Genomic DNA, 15,919 nt, shown 5'->3' with positions numbered 1-15,919 from the left:
CGGATACGGACAGCCGTGGCCTGATCCAGTCCCCCGACCTCGTCAGCCGAAGACATCGCGGTTCCGGCGCACGAATGCGGCGAACCCCAGTGCGGCACGGCCGGTGAGGTCGGGGACGGCCGAAGTGACGGTGCCGGCGCCGCCGTCGCGGTAGGCGCGGGCAACCCCTATCAGGGCATCGACGTGGAACTCCGGCATCCCGCGACGCAGCGTCGCCGCGCGCGCCTCGTCGTCGGGCAGGCCCACGTAACGCACCGGCCTTCCGAGGATGCGGGAGAACTCCTCCGCGACGTCGGCGTAGGTCAGTGCCTCGGGCCCGGTGAGGTCATGGACGCGGCCGTCGTGACCCTCGGTGGTGAGGACCCGGGCAGCGACGCGGCGATGTCGCCGACGTCGACGAAACTGATGGGTGCGTTGATCAGGGGCAGGCTGAACTCACCGGCCGCGCGGATCGACGGCTGACGCAGAAAGTTCTGCAGGTAGAAGTTGGGGCGCAGGATCGTCCAGGGCAGCCCCGACGTGACCAGTGCCCGCTCAACAGGCCGATGCAGCCGGGCGATCGGCGACAGTCCCTCGTCGGCCCGCCAGACCGACAGCTTGACCACTCGGGCACCCACGGCACGGGCGGCCTCCACCATGTTGAGTTCGTGCGTCGTCTGGGCGGGGCTCGTGGCGCCGACGAGGAACACGGTGTCGATGCCGTCGAGTGCTGGCGGGAGCGATTCCGGGACCGCCAGATCAAGCGTGACCGCGTGACCGCCCGACTCAATCACCTGGGCCGTCCTCCGCGGATCTCGGTAGGCCGCCCGCGCGGGCACGCCGTCGGCGGCAAGGCGAGCGAGCAGAGCGCTGCCGACGTTCCCGCTCGCGCCGGTCACCAGAATCATGGTCACTCCACTTCCCGCTCGGCGAGGAGTTCGATCGCCGCTCCGGGCGATTCCAGCAGTGGCGCGGCCGAGGAGCGCCGGGGTCCGCCCGGTACGCGGCGAAGTCCTGGTCGCCGGGAAAGCTCACGAGGTGGGCTTCGACGCGGTCGTCCACAGTACACAACCGCCGCAGTGGGTGACTGCCATGCATCCTCCCCGAGTTGGTTCGTGGCGGTCTCACAGGACAGTTTCGCACCCGGAGGATCAAGGGGCGGCGAAATTCCCTGCCGCGGTGGCCGGGAAGGGCGCAGACTCATCTCATGGCTGACATGGGGTCGTTCCGGGAGGCGGTCACCGCGTGGGCGGCCGGCGGCCCCGGCGACCCCGCGCGCGAGCTGGCCGCGCTGCTGCCCGTCCGGGCGGCCGTCCTGCTCGAAGGGCCGAGTGACGTCGCAGCGGTCGAGGCGCTGGCCGTGCGCCGCGCGCGGAACCTGGCGGCGGAAGGCGTCTGCGTCCTGCCGATCGGCGGTGCGATGAGCGTCGGGCGCTTCGCCCGCCTCCTCGGGCCTGCCGGCCTGGGCCTGCGCCTCACGGGGCTGTGCGACGAGGCGGAAAGCGGCTACTACGCCCGCGCCCTGGATCGGGCCGGCTCGGCACGGCAGGGGTTCTTCGTCTGTGCGGCGGATCTGGAGGACGAGCTCATCCGCGCACTGGGCGTGACACGGGTTCAGGAGCTGGTCCGGGCGGAGGGCGATCTCCGCTCCCTGCAGACCTTCCTGCGCCAGCCCGCGCAGCGGGGCCGTACCTCGCACCAGCAGTTGCGGCGCTTCTTCGGCACGAAGAAGGGGCGCAAGATCCACCACGGCCGCGTCCTCGTCGAGGCTCTTGCCCCCGACCGGGTACCCGCTCCACTCGACGGCCTGCTGACCAGCCTCTGACCCCGGCGTCGTGGATACGGCCGGTAGCGTCTGCCGGGTGATCGAAGACGTCGTGATCTGGAACCGGCTCGCCGCCCTGCTACCGGTCGCCGAGGCCCAGGAGATCAGGGACTGCTGGGACATCGGGGAGCAGGAGGCGGAGCTCTGCCTGCTCGTGTCCGGGTTGCTCGCCCGTGGAGTGCCGATCTGCCGACAGCGGCGAGGGAAGTGCGAACGGGGCCGGCCCGGATGAGGCCGGCCTCGTCTCCGTGCCGTGGATCGCCTGCACGAGGTGCGGCCAGACCCTGATGCGTGTTCATGTCCGGGAAAGCTGGGGAGAACTCTCTTACCCGGCGCACCACTACATGATTCCGTCACCGGACGGGGCTGCCGTATCCCGGCGGTTCCCTGCTGACTGCGTCGACGCGGCCTTCGCCGCCCTCCTGGAGGGGTGCGCGGAGCCGTTCCAGGAGTCCGTCCTCGGCGACCTCGGCGATGGAGTCCGTTCGTAGATGGGCCCTCCGGGTGTGTACCAGCCCGCCTTCTTCCGCACTGCAGGACTCGGGTCGTGGGAATGGGAGTCCTTCAGGGCAGCCGCGGCCCGGGCGTCTAAGCGGGCGAACTTGCCGACGAGCTCGGCAGCCATGGCCCGGACGTGCGGGTCGGGGTCCGCGGCCAGGTGCTGCAGGGCGGGTTCGAGCACCCGGTCCGGGCCTGGCGCACAGGTGTCGCCCTTGCACCGGTCACAGGCCAGGGCATGGAACGCGGCGATCCTGACGCGGGCGTCGGGATCGTCGGCCATGGCGACGAGTTCGCCCATCGAGTCGGTGTCGACCAGGTGGTCGAGAAGCCGGCAGCAGCCCTCCCGGACGGCAGGGTTCCCGTCGTGGAGGCCGGCCCGGATGGCACTCACCGCGTGCTCCCCGCGTCGCAGCAGCTCGCGGTATGCCACGGCGGTGCGTTGGGGGTCGCCCAGGCACGAGACGAGGGCTTCGCTGTCGGTCCTGACGAATCCCAGCATGGTCCCAGTGTGGGTGTGCGCGGCGAATCCGGGCAAAGAGATTTCCGCTGCCGTGGGGACGGCCGTGCGCATCACCATGCTCGCCTGATCGAAGGCATCCGCACCGACAACGCCCCCTTCACATCCGACGAACCGGCGCGCCAGGATGTGACACTTGGCGGAAGCCTCCTTGCTGATATTCCGTTGAGGATCCCGGGGACGGACCATAGGGTCACCGGCATGTCTCTGCGCCTTCACATGCGTCAAGCCCTGCGAGAAGCGATGCGTTCCCGGGACAAGGTCGCGGTGAGCGCCCTGCGGGCCACGCTTGCCGCCGTGGACAACGCCGAGGCCGTCCCGGTGGGCCCGGCCGAACTGCGCGGCTCGGCCATCGAGCAGGTGCCGGTCGGTGTCGGTGCCACGGAGGCTGCCCGGCGTGAGCTGAGCGAACAGCACATCACCGACATCGTGCGGGCCGAAGTCGACGAACGGCTCGCGCTCGCAGCGCAGTTCACGGCCCCCGCACAGGCCGACCGGGCATCGCAGCTCCGCGCGGAGGCCGCCGTTCTGGTCCGGTTCCTGAACTGATCCGGCATCGTCGGGCGCCTCGCCGTCATGCGCAGATTCAGGAAGGTCGTGGGAACTTCGGCGTCCACGGTCGTCTTCCGTCGTCTTGCTGGTATCGGAGGCCGGACGGCGCCTGATCACTTCAGGATGTTGACCGCCCGGGCGACCACGAGGACCACGGTCACCAGGGACACGGAGGACTGCAGCATCATCAGCATCTTGGCCCAGCGGGACAGTGGCATGACGTCGGTCGGACTGAAGGCGGTGGCGTTGGTGAAGGAGAGGTAGAGGTAGTCCAGGAACGCCGGTTCCCAGTCCGGCGGGGCCAGCTCCGGGCTCTGCATCTGCACGAAGAGGAAGTCGGGGAACTGGTGCTGTCCCCTGACCCGGGCCATGGGGCCGCCCCGGTCCCACTCCCAGTACCACAGGGCGAACACGATGACGTTCGTCACCCAGATGACACCACCGGTCAGCAGGAGCGGGACCGCGCCGGCGCCTCCTTTGCCGCTCACCAGGTCCGCCACGAGCCGGACCGCCGACCAGCCGTTGGCCAGGCTGATGACGCCGGTCAGGGCCAGGCCCAGGTACCGCAGCAGGCGGGTACCGGGCTCCACACGCCGGGGATTGGCCGCGATCAGTCCGGCCAGCAGCACCAACTCCAACGCGGGCAGGGCCCAGACCGTGCGGAGGAGGATGAGGCGGTGCGGCAGGATCAGCTGCAGGGCGACGGCCGCCAGGATCACCGCCGTCACCGTCCAGCGCGGCTCACCGCGGGTCGCCCGGCGCCAGGCGGGGACCAGTTCGCGTTCGCCACTCTCCAGCAGCTGCTCGATCCTGGCCAGTCGGCTCCGGGCGTCAGCCATGTCGTCGTTCATGACGAGGATTGTCCCGGTCGGGTGGGCGTAGAGGGGACAGCCGGGGCCCGTTGAGCGTCCCCTGCGGGTCGGGCCCCGCCGGGCCGGCGCGGGCCCACGGGACACAGGGTGCGGCCGTGCGTGTCGTTGATGACGGTCGCCGCCGCTACGCGCCGGTCTGGAAGGCGCCGAGCAGGAACAGACCGAGCGCGTTGTGCGTGTCACCGGCGAGCACCAGGCGCGGCGCGATCCACCGGCACGATGGCGCCGACGGCCGCGGGTTCGCCTCGGGTGGCTGGTCCGGGTGGAGGCTCCGAGTGTCCTCGTTCATGACCGGCATGCCTTCGACCAGGGCGGAGGACGAGCAGCCGACGTGCGCTGTCTGCTTTTACCCTTACGAACGGAGCCCATTTGTCCCATTCACCGCCCCGGTCAGGGCTCGCGGTGCTCGTGGGCCGCCTGTTCCAGCGCCTCCGCCTCGGCCTGGGCGATACGCGTCTCGGCAGCCACGTCGATCGAGCGGGTCAGCCACCAGTACAGCAGCGCGGCGATCGGAAGACCGATGAAGAACGAGATGTCGGCTCCGTCCAGCGCCTTGGCGGCGGGACCCACGTACAGGGTGCCGACGGAGAAGAACGGGATCATGGCGGCGAAGCCGATCAGGTAGGAGATGATGCCGTGCCAGCCCCAACGGCCGTAGATGCCGCGCGGGTTGAAGATCTCGGCGATCGCGTAGTGCCCGCGGCGTACGACGTAGTAGTCCATCAGGTTCACCGCGGTCCACGGGATGAACAGGTAGAGCACCAGCAGCAGGAAGTTGTTGAAGTTCGCAAGGAAGTTGGAGGTCGCGGCCAGTGCACCGACCAGGGAGAGGGCCGCGGTCACACCGATGGTCAGCAGGCGCACGCCCAGTGTCGGACGCACCCGCTTGAACGAGTCGATGCCGCTGATGAGGGTCAGCGAACCGCCGTACATGTTCAGCGCGGTGACGGACACCAACCCCAGAGCGGCGAAGAGCAGCACGATCGCGCCGAAGCCGTCGAAGACCTTGTCACCGGCCGCGTTGATCGACCGGATCGTGTCGAAGTCCTTGCCGGCCCAGGCGGCGAGCAGCGTGCCGAGCACCATCAGCCAGATGCCGCCGAGCGCGGAGCCGAAGTACGTCCAGTAGAAGGTCTTGCGGACGGTCACGTCCGGCGGGAGGTAGCGCGAGTAGTCGGAGACGTAGATGGCCCAGCTGATCTGGTAGCCGGCCACCACGCCGAACTGGGCGAGGAACGGGGTCCACTTGAAGGCTCCTAGGTCGAAGGAGCCCGCCGGGTAGTGCAGGGTGACGAGGACACCGACGGTGAAGATCCCGAAGACGACGAGGAAGGTGTACGTCAGCACCCGCTCGGCCTTGTGGATGATGTCGTAGCCCACCAGCGCGACCATGAGCGCTACCACGGTGACCACGACCACCCACAGCTTGACGCTGCCGTGCAGGGTGGTGTGCAGGGAGTCGGCGGCCAGGATGCTGTTGAAGATGTTGAAGCCCGCGTACTGCACATAGGCGAAGAGCCAGACCAGGAGGGCGCCGACGTAACCGAACTGGGGGCGCGACTGGATCATCTGCGGCAGGCCCAGCTGGGGTCCCTGTGCCGAGTGGAAAGCCATGAAGAAGGTGCCGATGACGGTGCCGGCGACGATGGCCAGCAGGGACCAGATCAGGTTGCCGCCCTCGGTGATGCTGATGAGTCCCACGGCCAGGGTCGCGATCTGGGCGTTGGACATGAACCACAGCGGGCCCAGGTGCCAGAGCTTGCCGTGCCGCTCGTCCAGGGGGACGTAGTCGATCGACCGGACCTCAAGGCCGGACACCCTCGGCTCAGCTGATGTGCTCATGACGCCTCCCGGTGGCCGTCTGCTGTGGGACACATTGTGATCCGGCGTGGGCCCTGTGACGAGTGGTATGACACAGGCAGCGAACGGCCATGAGCGGTGGTGAGGCGAGGTCAGCCCACCGGTTCGGCGCGCTGCCGTCGTTCGCGGTCACAGTGCGCGACGACCGGTCACGTTCGGTGCGCCTCACCCACCTTGCTCAGCTGTGGTACAGGGCGTCCGACAGGCGGACGAAGTGGTGGCCCCTGGCCAGCAGGTGGGGGACGGCGCTCGCGATGCCCCGTGCGGTGCCGCCCTCGGGGTGGTTCATGTGGCACAGGACGATGGAACCGGCCTGCGAAGAGGCAACGGTGGTGTGCACCTGCTCGGCGGTGAAGGTGGCGCCGCCGTCACCGTTGACGGAGAAGCTGACGAAGCGCTCCCCGAGGTCGGTGACGATGCGGGCCGCGACGTCGTCGCAGTACGCGGTGCCCGACCGGAAGAAGCGCGGCGGGGCGCCCAGCAGCCGGCTCAGCTTGGCCTGGTTGCCGGCGATCTCGTCGTACACCTCACCGGCGCCACGGGTACCGGGGATGCCGTACGCGGAGCGACCGGTGACGGACAGCGGGCGGTGCCGGGTGCCATGGTTGGCGATCTCGAACAGCGGATCGGTGGCCAAGCGGTGGAACTCCGCCGGATTGGCGTCGATCCAGCGGGAGTTGATGAACAACGTCGCCGGAATCCGCCGCGCGCGGAGGAAATCTACGAGCGCCTGGTCATAACCGCTGCCGCCAGGGCCGCCGCATGCGTCGAAGGTCAGCGCGATGGCGCGGGTCGTGTGCGGCAGGGAGTGCACCACGCCCGGGGCGTCGAAGCCCCAGGTATGCGGCACGCTGCGCCCGTAGCGGGCCACGATCGCCGCGCGGGTGACGGGAGGCCGCGCCGCGGAGGCCGTGGCCGAAGGTACGGCACCGGGGGTGGGTGGGATCGCCGAGTCCGCGCCTGCCCCCGCCGGACCGGTAGAGGAGGCGGCGTCGCCGCCATTCTTCGCGCCCGCGCACCCGGCGAGCAGTCCCCCCGCCATGGCGGCGAGCACCGCACGGCGACCAGCCGTCATCCGTTCTCCCACACCTGATCGAGGGCCGTCACCATCGACAGCCACTTATAACGGCAACGGTATGCAGCGGACCGTCCGTCACCGTGAAGACACCGGTAAGAGATCACCGAGAATCGGGCGCGATGAGGATGGGCGGCCCCGGTGTCAGCGTGCAGGCGCTATACGACCACCTCGTGCAGGGCAACGCGGGGAGCGGCGGCCCCTGCCGGCCGAAGGGGCGCGGTGTCCCCGGGAGCGGCGCTGAATGTGACACACCGTCTGATCGCGGACTTCGTCACACGCCGGAAGGCCCCTCCGGAGCAGGACCTCTTCATCACGGTGGCCACCACCAAGTCACATGTCTCCCGGCCTTGCCAAGCTCGGTGCCCGGGACCGCGTTCAGCTCGCGGGGCCGGGGGCTGCCCCCCATCCGGGTTCTGCTTCGGTCGACCGGTGATGCGTTCATACTGATCCCGGCCGCCGAGGGCAGGGAGCAGGAGAGATGACCGAACACCCCGAGGATCCCGGTACGGCCCCGCTGTCGGGGCTGTTCGAGGCGGAGCGCTCCGCGGAAATCGTCGCCGCGAGTTTCGCCGACACGAGCGACGAACGGCTGAGGGAGATCCTCACCTCCCTGGTGCGGCACACCCACGCCTTCGTCAAGGACGTCGGACTCACCGGCGAGGAGTGGGCGGCGGGCATCCGCTTCCTGACCCGGACCGGGCAGAAGTGCGACGACACCCGGCAGGAGTTCATCCTGCTGTCCGATGTGCTGGGTGTGTCGATGCTGGTGGAGACGCTGAACAACCCGGCCGACGGGCAGTTCACCGAGTCGACCGTCGAAGGCCCCTTCCACCTGGTCGACTCGCCGCGGCGTGCCCTCGGCGACACCATCGACGAGGCCGGGCAGGGCGGCGAGCCCTGCCTGGTCACCGGCCGGGTCACCGACGCCGACGGCCGGCCCGTGGCGGGCGCGAGCGTCGACGTGTGGCAGGCCGACGCGGACGGCTTCTACGACGTGCAGCGGCCCGGCGAGGTCCCGGACCGCAATCTGCGCGGCCTGTTCACCGCCGGCGAGGACGGCAGGTTCTGGTTCCGCACCATCGTGCCGCGCTACTACCCCATCCCCACCGACGGCCCGGTCGGCGGCCTGCTGAAGGCCACCGGACGCCATCCCAACCGGGCCGCACACATTCACCTCGAGGTGTCCGCGCCCGGCGTCCGCACCCTGACCACGCACCTCTTCGTGGCCGGTTCCCCGTACCTGGACTCCGACGCCGTCTTCGGCGTCAAGGAGAGCCTGATCCGCACCTTCGCGCAGGTCGACGACCCCGTCCGGGCAGTCGAGCACGAACTGCCCAACCCCTTCCGTCACGTGGACTTCCCCATCACCGTCCAGCGCGAGGTCCAGTCGGGCGCGGAGTGACACTCCTTGGAGGTACGACCATGTCCGAGCACGTCCTCGGGGACGTCACCGTCCACGAGACGCTGCCCTGCCGGGTCCTCGTCGGCGCCGGGGCACGCCGTGCCGTCCCCGAGGAGACCGGGCGGCTCGGCTCCGGCCGGGTGCTGCTCCTCGCCACGGGATCGGCCCGGGCGGCCGCCGACGAGTTGGCCCGGGCTCTCGGCTCCCGCCTGGCGGCACGGTTCGACGGACCCGTCGTCCACACCCCGGTCGCCGTCACCGAGGAGGCGCTGAACCTGCTGCGGCAGGCCGACGCCGACAGCCTGGTGGCGATCGGCGGCGGCTCCGCCGTCGGCCTCGGCAAGGCGCTGTCGGTGCGCACCGGGCTGGCACAGGTGGTCGTCCCCACCACCTACGCCGGTTCGGAGGTGACCCCCGTCCTGGGCGAGACGAAGGACGGTGTGAAGACGACCCGGCGCGACCCGGCCATCGCACCCGGCACGGTCGTCTACGACCCGGAGCTCACCCTCGGCATGCCGCCGGGGCTGACTCTGACCAGTGCCCTGAACGCCCTGGCCCACGCGGTGGAGGCCCTGTGGGCTCCGAACGCGACGGCCGCGAGCGACGCCCTGGCGACCGAGGCCGCCGACGGCATCCTCGGCGTGCTCCCCGAGGTGCTCGCCGACCCCGCGGGCCTGCCGGGCCGCGCGCGTCTCCAGCAGTCAGCCTGGCTGGCCGGCCTCTGCCTGGCCCAGACCCGCATGGGCCTGCACCACCAGCTCGCGCACGCCCTCGGCGGCACCTTCGATCTGCCGCACGCCGAACTGCACGCCCTGCTGCTCCCGCACGTCCTGGCCTTCAACCTGCCCGCCGCGCCGAGGGCCGCCGCCCGGCTGGAGCGGATCACCGGCGGTGACCCGGTGGGGGTCGTCGGCGGCCTGGCCCGCAGCCACACCGGGCCGACCACGCTGTGCGCCCTCGGGGTGCCGAAGGAGGGGCTGCGGACCGTCGCCGAGCGGGTCGCGACCCAGCCCTACCCCAACCCTCGTACACCGGACGCGGAGTCGGTGACGCGGCTGCTGGAGGCGGCGTGGTGACCGGCGCGGGTCACCGGGGGCGGCGGGTGGCCGTACGGGGTGAGGGGCGGGCAGATCGAGAGGGCGCCCGCGTCCGGCCCGGGGTAGCTGCTCCTGCCGCCGACGGCTCGTCAGGGCCGACCGCTGCCGCCGGTGCGGCCGCCCGCGTGGCTCGTCGTGAAGCGGATGCCGAACGCGCGGGTGAAGGCGGCCGTCAACGCGGCGGGTGAGGCATGGCCGAGGCGGCCGGAGACCTCGGGGCGGCCAGGTACGCGCGGCAGATCGCCGCGAGGTCGGGGCGGCCGGAATCGCCACCTGGAACGGGAGCGGGGTGAGCGCGGCGATCTCCTGCAGGAGGAGCGCCACGACACAGCCCTCTCGTCAGGAGCATGCGGACCCGGTGCCGGGTGGTGGGCGGGATCAGCACGGCCCGCTCCGGCGGACGGTCCACGTGCCCTCCGGGGTGTCGACGACCATGACGCCGGTGGCGCCGTAGAGGAACTGCGCGCGCCGGTGCTCGTGCCAGCCGAGGACATGGCCGGGCGCGTAGTCGGTGCCGATGAGCAGGACGGCCCGGTCCGCCCGGTCAGGCCCACTGGGGCTTCGTCGGGTACGTCGCCCTCACCGTCGTCGATCTGCTCCTGCGCCCCGGCTTCCTGCGCCCGCGCGGACAGTGCGGAGGCGGGGCTGCCGGAGAGACCCGCGAGGTGGCCCATCCCCTGCCCGCCGCGCTCGGCGTTCCGATCGGCGCGGTGGCGGCCTTCCTCGGCGTGGGCGGCAGCGTCCTGACCGTCCCGGCGCTGCACCGCGCCGGACATCCGATGCGGGTGGCGACCGCACTGGCCCATCCCCTCACCTCGCCATCGCCCTCCCCGCCACCGCGCTCTCCCTGGGCGGCGACACGGGCGTTCTCGCCGCGGACCCACACCTGCACCAGGTCGGCCTCGTCGACCTCCGCGCCGCCGGGCGCTGCTGGTCGGCGCCCCGCCCGTCATCGCGGTGCTCCGGCGACGCCCGCCCCGGATCCCGGACCGCGCCTTCGCCTGGACCTACCTGGCGCTGCTCGGCGTCGTGGAGGCCGCGATGCTGCTCGCGGGCTGAGGCGGGCGAAGAGCCCCCGGGCTGCTGTCGTCAGGATGCCCTGCCCCGCCGCCTGATCGGTTCTCCCAGCCGGTGCATGTGGGTGAGGGCCTCGCGGTAGGACCGGATCAGGCCGGTCTCGTGGTACGGCACGCCGATCTCCGCGCAGTACGCGCGGACGACGACCTGGGCACGGCGCAGATGGGGTGTGGGCATGCTCGGGAACAGGTGGTGCTCGATCTGGTAGTTGAGCCCGCCGAGCAGCACATCGGTGAGCCGGCCGCCGCGGACGTTGCGGGAGGTGAGGACCTGGCGGCGCAGGAAGTCGGGCCGCTCGTCGCCGCTGAACGTGGGCATGCCCTTGTGGTTCGGTGCGAAGGTGCAGCCGAGGTAGACACCGAAGAGGCACTGGTGCACGAAGAGGAACGCGACCGCCTTGCCGGGCGGGAGCACCAGGAACAGTGCGGACACATAGGCCGCGAGGTGGAGGAGGAGCAGGCCCGCTTCCAGGACCCGGTGCTTCATGGCCGGCGCGCGCAGTGCCCGCACGCCGGCGACGTGCAGGTTGAAGCCCTCCAACGTCAGCAGGGGGAAGAACAGCCACGCCTGGTGTCCCCCGATGAGACGGGCGAGGCCACGGCTGTCGCGGGCCTGGGCGGTGGACCACACCAGGATGTCCGGGGCGACATCCGGGTCGAGTTCCTCGTGGTTGGGGTTGGCGTGGTGGCGGGTGTGCTTGTTCATCCACCAGCCGTAGCTCATGCCGATGCCGAGGTTACCGAAGAGCCGACCCCATGTCTCGCTCGGCCGCCCGCGCCGGAAGACCTGGCGGTGCGCCAAGTCGTGGGCGACCAGGGCGACTTGGCCGAACATGAAGGCGAGGAAGGCCGCCACCGCCAGCTGCCACCAGGTGTCACCGAGCACGAGGAAGGTGCCCCAGCCCGCCGCCACCAGCACGGTCACCAGGGTGAGCCGCGCCGTGTAGTATCCGGGGCGCCGCTTCATCAGGCCGGCCTCGGTGATACGCCGGGACAGCCGCGCGAAGTCACTGCCGGATTCGGAGCCGACCGTACGGGAAGGGGCGGCCGGCGCCCCGGCGGCGACCGAGGCATGCGTGGGAATCGTCATGCCGTCGAGTCTCGGCGCGCCCGTTCGGCCGTAACAGCCGGTCAGACCCCCGACCGGATGGGGGGCTTTCCCTAGGCCGCCGCAGGGTGCAGCCCCCCTGCCGAGCCGCTGACCTCAGCCTTCCCGGGAAGGCCCGCCGGCGAGGAGTTCGAGCGTGTCGACCACGCGGTGGGAGAAGCCCCACTCGTTGTCGTACCAGGCGACCACCTTGATGTGCCGGCCGTCGACGCGGGTCAGGGCCGAGTCGAAGATGGAGGAGGCCGGGTTGCCGGTGATGTCGGAGGACACGAGCGGGTCGTCCGAGTACTCGAGGATGCCCGCGAGCGGGCCCTCGGCCGCGGCGCGGTATGCGGCCAGGACGTCGTCGCGGGTGACGTCGCGCGCGACGGTCGTGTTGAGTTCGACGATCGAGCCCACCGGAACGGGCACGCGGATCGAGTCGCCGGACAGCTTGCCGTCGAGGTTCGGCAGCACGAGGCCGATCGCCTTGGCCGCGCCCGTCGTGGTCGGCACGATGTTGACGGCGGCGGCGCGGGCACGGCGGGCGTCGCGGTGCGGACCGTCCTGCAGGTTCTGCTCCTGCGTGTAGGCGTGCACGGTGGTCATGAAGCCGTGCTCGATCCCGGCGAGTTCGTCCAGCACGGCGGCCAGCGGCGCGAGCGCGTTGGTGGTGCAGGAGGCGTTGGAGACGATCGTGTGCAGGTCCGGGTCGTAGGCGTCGGTGTTGACCCCGTATGCGAGCGTGACGTCGGCTCCGTCGGACGGCGCGCTCACGAGCACGTTCTTCGCACCGGCGTCGAGATGTGCCCGGGCGGCCTTCGCCGCGGTGAAGCGGCCGGTCGCCTCCAGGACGATGTCCACGCCGAGGTCGGCCCACGGCAGTTGGGACGGCTCGCGTTCGGCGAGGACGGTGATCCGGCGGCCGTCGACGACGAGGGCGTTCCCGTCCACGGTCACGGGACGGCCGAGCCGGCCGGCCGTGGTGTCGTAGGCGAGCAGCCGTGCGAGGGTGGCGGGCTCCGTCAGGTCGTTCACGGCGACGACTTCGAGGGCGCTGCCGCGTTCGAGCAGGGCGCGCAGCACGTTGCGTCCGATGCGGCCAAATCCGTTGATGGCAATGCGAGTCATGAGTGGTGTCCCTTCGGCTTCCCTCGGTTCCCCACCAGCGTCGCGTGCCGCATCCGGGCATGACCGTGTCGAGAGCGCCATCGTTCGCAAGGATCGCGCCAGGGGTGCCCGGCGGCTATTCGCCCTGCGTGAAGGTGCGCCGGTATTCGCTCGGGGTGGTGCCGAGGATCCGCTGGAAGTGGGTCCGCAGATTCGTGCCGGTGCCGAGGCCGACGTCGGCGGCGATCTGCTCGATGCTGCGCCCGGAGCGTTCGAGCAGTTCCCGGGCCAGGTCGATGCGGGCGCGCATCACCCACTGCATGGGCGTGTATCCGGTGTCCTCGACGAAGCGCCGGGAGAGCGTGCGGGGCGAGACCGCGGCGTGCCGGGCGAGCGCCGTGAGGGTGAGGGGCTCGCCGAGGCGGTGCAGCGCCCACTCGCGGGTCGCGGCGAATCGTTCGCCGAGCGGCTCGGGCACGCTGCGCGGCACGTACTGGGCCTGGCCGCCGCTGCGGTAGGGGGCGGCGACCAGGCGCCGCGCCGCGTGGTTGGACACGGCGACCCCGAGGTCCTTGCGCAGGATGTGCAGGCACAGATCGATGCCGGAGGCGGCGCCGGCCGAGGTCAGCACGCTGCCCTCGTCGACGAAGAGCACGTTCTCGTCGACCTGGATCAGCGGGTGCTTGGCGGCGAGGGCCCGCGCGTAGTGCCAGTGCGTCGTCGCCCGCTTGCCGTCGAGCAGTCCCGTGGCCGCGAGCGCGAAGGCCCCTGTCGAGATGGCGGCCAGCCGCGCGCCCCGGGCGTGGGCGGCGAGCAGCGCGTCGACCACGGGCCGCGGCGGATCCTCGCGGTCGGGAAACCGGTATCCCGGGATGAAGACGAGGTCCGCCCACGCGAGCGCGTCGAGCCCATGGGCGACGTGGTACGACAGCCCGTCACCGCCCGCCACGAGCCCGGGCTGCGCCCCGCACACCCGCACCTCGTACGGCATGCTCGCCCGTGTCGTGAACACCTGCGCGGGGATCCCGACATCGAGCGGTTTGGCGCCTTCGAGCACCAGGACGGCGACGCGTCGCAGACGGGAGGACGGCACGGACACAGGGTACGAGAGGCTCAGGCGACGGCGTCCCGGTGTACGGCGACGCATGACGTACGACGGCGGGCCCCGTAGGGGGTGAACCGACGGGGCCCGCTGTCCAAGGGTGCTGCGGCCGGTGAACGGGGTCAGTCCGTGCCGGACTCCATCGCGGCGCGGTCCAGCGCCTCGTCCTCCTCCGAAACCTCGCCGCGGGAGGCGATCGCCTCGGCGCCGCCGGAGGGCATGGCGCCGATCAGGCCGGTGGAGGCGGCCTGGGCCGCACCGATCAGGGCCGGGTGCTCGGTGCCCACCATGCCCAGTCCGGCGTACTGCTCCAGGCGCGCACGGGAGTCGGCGATGTCGAGGTTGCGCATGGTGAGCTGGCCGATCCGGTCCGACGGGCCGAACGCGGAGTCCTCGGTGCGCTCCATGGACAGCTTGTCGGGGTGGTAGCTGAACGCCGGGCCCGTGGTGTCGAGGATCGAGTAGTCCTCACCGCGCCGCAGCCGCAGCGTCACCTCGCCGGTGACCGCGGCGCCGACCCAGCGCTGCAGCGACTCGCGGATCATCAGCGCCTGCGGGTCCAGCCAGCGGCCCTCGTACATGAGGCGGCCGAGCTTGCGGCCCTCGTTGTGGTACTGGGCGAGGGTGTCCTCGTTGTGGATCGCGTTGACCAGCCGCTCGTACGCCGCGTGCAGCAGGGCCATGCCGGGGGCCTCGTAGATGCCGCGGCTCTTGGCCTCGATGATCCGGTTCTCGATCTGGTCCGACATGCCGAGCCCGTGCCGGCCGCCGATGGCGTTGGCCTCCATGACCAGCTCGACCGGCGAGGCGAACTCCTTGCCGTTGATCGTCACCGGGCGGCCCTGGTCGAAGCCGATCGTCACGTCCTCGGCGGGGATCTCGACGGCGGGGTCCCAGAACCGCACGCCCATGATCGGCTCGACCGTCTCAAGGCCGGTGTCCAGGTGTTCCAGGGTCTTGGCCTCGTGGGTGGCGCCCCAGATGTTGGCGTCGGTCGAGTACGCCTTCTCCGTACTGTCGCGGTAGGGCAGCCCGTGCGCGAGCAGCCACTCGGACATCTCCTTGCGGCCGCCCAGCTCGGTCACGAAGTCGGAGTCCAGCCAGGGCTTGTAGATCCGCAGGTGAGGGTTGGCGAGCAGGCCGTAGCGGTAGAACCGCTCGATGTCGTTGCCCTTGAAGGTGGAGCCGTCGCCCCAGATCTGTACGTCGTCCTCGAGCATCGCCCGCACCAGGAGGGTGCCGGTGACGGCGCGGCCGAGGGGCGTGGTGTTGAAGTACGCCCGCCCGCCCGAGCGGATGTGGAACGCGCCGCAGGCGAGCGCGGCCAGCCCCTCCTCGACCAGCGCCGCACGGCAGTCGACCAGGCGCGCGATCTCGGCGCCGTAGGTCGTCGCACGGCCGGGAACCGAGGCGATGTCGGGCTCGTCGTACTGGCCGATGTCGGCGGTGTAGGTGCACGGGACGGCACCCTTGGCGCGCATCCACGCGACGGCGACCGAGGTGTCGAGGCCGCCGGAGAAGGCGATACCGACGCGCTCGCCGACCGGAAGGGAAGTGAGGACCTTGGACATAGGAAGAGTATGCATCATTACGCATGCCCATGCATAGCCCATTCTCACAATCACCCCCGACCGGCCCCTTCCGTCGTCTCACCCCGGCCGGCCGCGGCAGCTGGAGCCCCGGGCATCACCGAGGGCCGGCGGCACGCCGCCGTCGAGCCCTCCGATCGCCACCCCCGGCTGCGCGCCCCTGCGGACCGGCTCGCCGGCACCGGCGCCGTCGCCCTGCGCGCCCGCCTGCGTCGGCAGTCATGAGCCTCCCCGCCGCGGCTTGGCGAGCGCCCGCGGCCCGCGCGAGCATG

At 71.2% G+C, this 15,919-nt stretch carries 16 protein-coding genes and 1 pseudogene; 6 read left to right on the top strand and 11 right to left on the bottom strand.

Annotated elements, in window-relative coordinates:
- Positions 1 to 42 precede the first annotated feature (42 nt).
- Together ACWC2T_RS15345 and ACWC2T_RS15340 are read right to left on the bottom strand one after the other, a co-directional pair.
- Complete coding sequence (locus ACWC2T_RS15345) at positions 43 to 255, bottom strand: hypothetical protein (RefSeq protein ID WP_450670852.1); 213 nt, start codon at positions 253 to 255, stop codon at positions 43 to 45.
- A 47-nt stretch (positions 256 to 302) separates the two neighbouring features.
- Positions 303 to 878, bottom strand: coding sequence for an SDR family oxidoreductase (locus ACWC2T_RS15340; RefSeq protein WP_450670851.1), 576 nt, complete (start codon positions 876 to 878; stop codon positions 303 to 305).
- A gap of 308 nt (positions 879 to 1,186) precedes the next feature.
- Between ACWC2T_RS15340 and ACWC2T_RS15335 the strand changes: the two genes are divergently transcribed.
- Positions 1,187 to 1,804, top strand: coding sequence for a TOPRIM nucleotidyl transferase/hydrolase domain-containing protein (locus ACWC2T_RS15335; RefSeq protein ID WP_450670850.1), 618 nt, complete (start codon positions 1,187 to 1,189; stop codon positions 1,802 to 1,804).
- Positions 1,805 to 1,841: 37 nt separating this feature from the next.
- Positions 1,842 to 2,036 carry a hypothetical protein gene (locus ACWC2T_RS15330; RefSeq protein ID WP_450670849.1) on the top strand — a complete coding sequence of 65 codons (195 nt, stop codon included), beginning with the start codon at positions 1,842 to 1,844 and terminating at the stop codon, positions 2,034 to 2,036.
- Between the two features lie 108 nt (positions 2,037 to 2,144).
- Here the strand turns inward: ACWC2T_RS15330 and ACWC2T_RS15325 are convergent, their stop codons facing one another.
- A complete protein-coding gene (locus tag ACWC2T_RS15325) occupies positions 2,145 to 2,804 on the bottom strand; it encodes a HEAT repeat domain-containing protein (protein WP_450670848.1) in 660 nt (219 codons plus the stop codon).
- Positions 2,805 to 3,065: 261 nt separating this feature from the next.
- On the opposite strand from ACWC2T_RS15325, the gene ACWC2T_RS15320 reads away from it, so the two are divergent.
- Positions 3,066 to 3,371, top strand: a complete 306-nt coding sequence (locus tag ACWC2T_RS15320; RefSeq protein ID WP_450670920.1) for a hypothetical protein — start codon at positions 3,066 to 3,068, stop codon at positions 3,369 to 3,371.
- Between the two features lie 116 nt (positions 3,372 to 3,487).
- Here ACWC2T_RS15320 and ACWC2T_RS15315 read toward each other — a convergent pair whose 3' ends face one another.
- The 4 genes from ACWC2T_RS15315 to ACWC2T_RS15300 form a co-directional block, all read right to left on the bottom strand.
- On the bottom strand, positions 3,488 to 4,225 hold the full coding sequence (locus ACWC2T_RS15315; protein WP_450670847.1) for a hypothetical protein: 738 nt from the start codon (positions 4,223 to 4,225) through the stop codon (positions 3,488 to 3,490).
- 145 nt (positions 4,226 to 4,370) lie between these two features.
- Positions 4,371 to 4,535, bottom strand: coding sequence for a hypothetical protein (locus ACWC2T_RS15310; RefSeq protein ID WP_450670846.1), 165 nt, complete (start codon positions 4,533 to 4,535; stop codon positions 4,371 to 4,373).
- Between the two features lie 101 nt (positions 4,536 to 4,636).
- Positions 4,637 to 6,088 (bottom strand): purine-cytosine permease family protein, encoded by a 1,452-nt coding sequence (locus ACWC2T_RS15305; RefSeq protein WP_450670845.1) that lies wholly within the window; start codon positions 6,086 to 6,088, stop codon positions 4,637 to 4,639.
- A gap of 196 nt (positions 6,089 to 6,284) precedes the next feature.
- On the bottom strand, positions 6,285 to 7,181 hold the full coding sequence (locus ACWC2T_RS15300; RefSeq protein WP_450670844.1) for a polysaccharide deacetylase family protein: 897 nt from the start codon (positions 7,179 to 7,181) through the stop codon (positions 6,285 to 6,287).
- A gap of 481 nt (positions 7,182 to 7,662) precedes the next feature.
- Between ACWC2T_RS15300 and ACWC2T_RS15295 the strand changes: the two genes are divergently transcribed.
- The 3 genes and pseudogenes from ACWC2T_RS15295 to ACWC2T_RS15285 all read left to right on the top strand — a co-directional run.
- Positions 7,663 to 8,586 carry a dioxygenase family protein gene (locus tag ACWC2T_RS15295; RefSeq protein ID WP_450670843.1) on the top strand — a complete coding sequence of 308 codons (924 nt, stop codon included), beginning with the start codon at positions 7,663 to 7,665 and terminating at the stop codon, positions 8,584 to 8,586.
- Between the two features lie 20 nt (positions 8,587 to 8,606).
- Complete coding sequence (locus ACWC2T_RS15290; RefSeq protein WP_450670842.1) at positions 8,607 to 9,662, top strand: maleylacetate reductase; 1,056 nt, start codon at positions 8,607 to 8,609, stop codon at positions 9,660 to 9,662.
- Positions 9,663 to 10,204: 542 nt separating this feature from the next.
- Positions 10,205 to 10,742 (top strand): annotated as a pseudogene (locus tag ACWC2T_RS15285) (TSUP family transporter); the annotation flags it as partial.
- Between the two features lie 30 nt (positions 10,743 to 10,772).
- Here ACWC2T_RS15285 and ACWC2T_RS15280 read toward each other — a convergent pair.
- From ACWC2T_RS15280 to argG, 4 genes are all read right to left on the bottom strand, one after another.
- Positions 10,773 to 11,849: a fatty acid desaturase family protein gene (locus ACWC2T_RS15280; protein WP_450670841.1), complete on the bottom strand. Its 1,077-nt coding sequence runs from the start codon at positions 11,847 to 11,849 to the stop codon at positions 10,773 to 10,775.
- A gap of 114 nt (positions 11,850 to 11,963) precedes the next feature.
- Positions 11,964 to 12,977, bottom strand: a complete 1,014-nt coding sequence (gap, locus tag ACWC2T_RS15275) for a type I glyceraldehyde-3-phosphate dehydrogenase (protein ID WP_450670840.1) — start codon at positions 12,975 to 12,977, stop codon at positions 11,964 to 11,966.
- A 115-nt stretch (positions 12,978 to 13,092) separates the two neighbouring features.
- The gene (locus ACWC2T_RS15270) at positions 13,093 to 14,049 is read right to left on the bottom strand and encodes a GlxA family transcriptional regulator (protein WP_450670839.1); all 957 of its coding nucleotides are present in this window, start codon (positions 14,047 to 14,049) and stop codon (positions 13,093 to 13,095) included.
- A 131-nt stretch (positions 14,050 to 14,180) separates the two neighbouring features.
- On the bottom strand, positions 14,181 to 15,629 hold the full coding sequence (argG, locus tag ACWC2T_RS15265) for an argininosuccinate synthase (RefSeq protein ID WP_450670838.1): 1,449 nt from the start codon (positions 15,627 to 15,629) through the stop codon (positions 14,181 to 14,183).
- Positions 15,630 to 15,919 lie beyond the last annotated feature (290 nt).

Source organism: Streptomyces sp. NPDC001393, from assembly GCF_053597455.1.
Note: the sequence above shows the minus strand (reverse complement) of the source record. Positions and strands in the feature narration are given on the sequence as shown.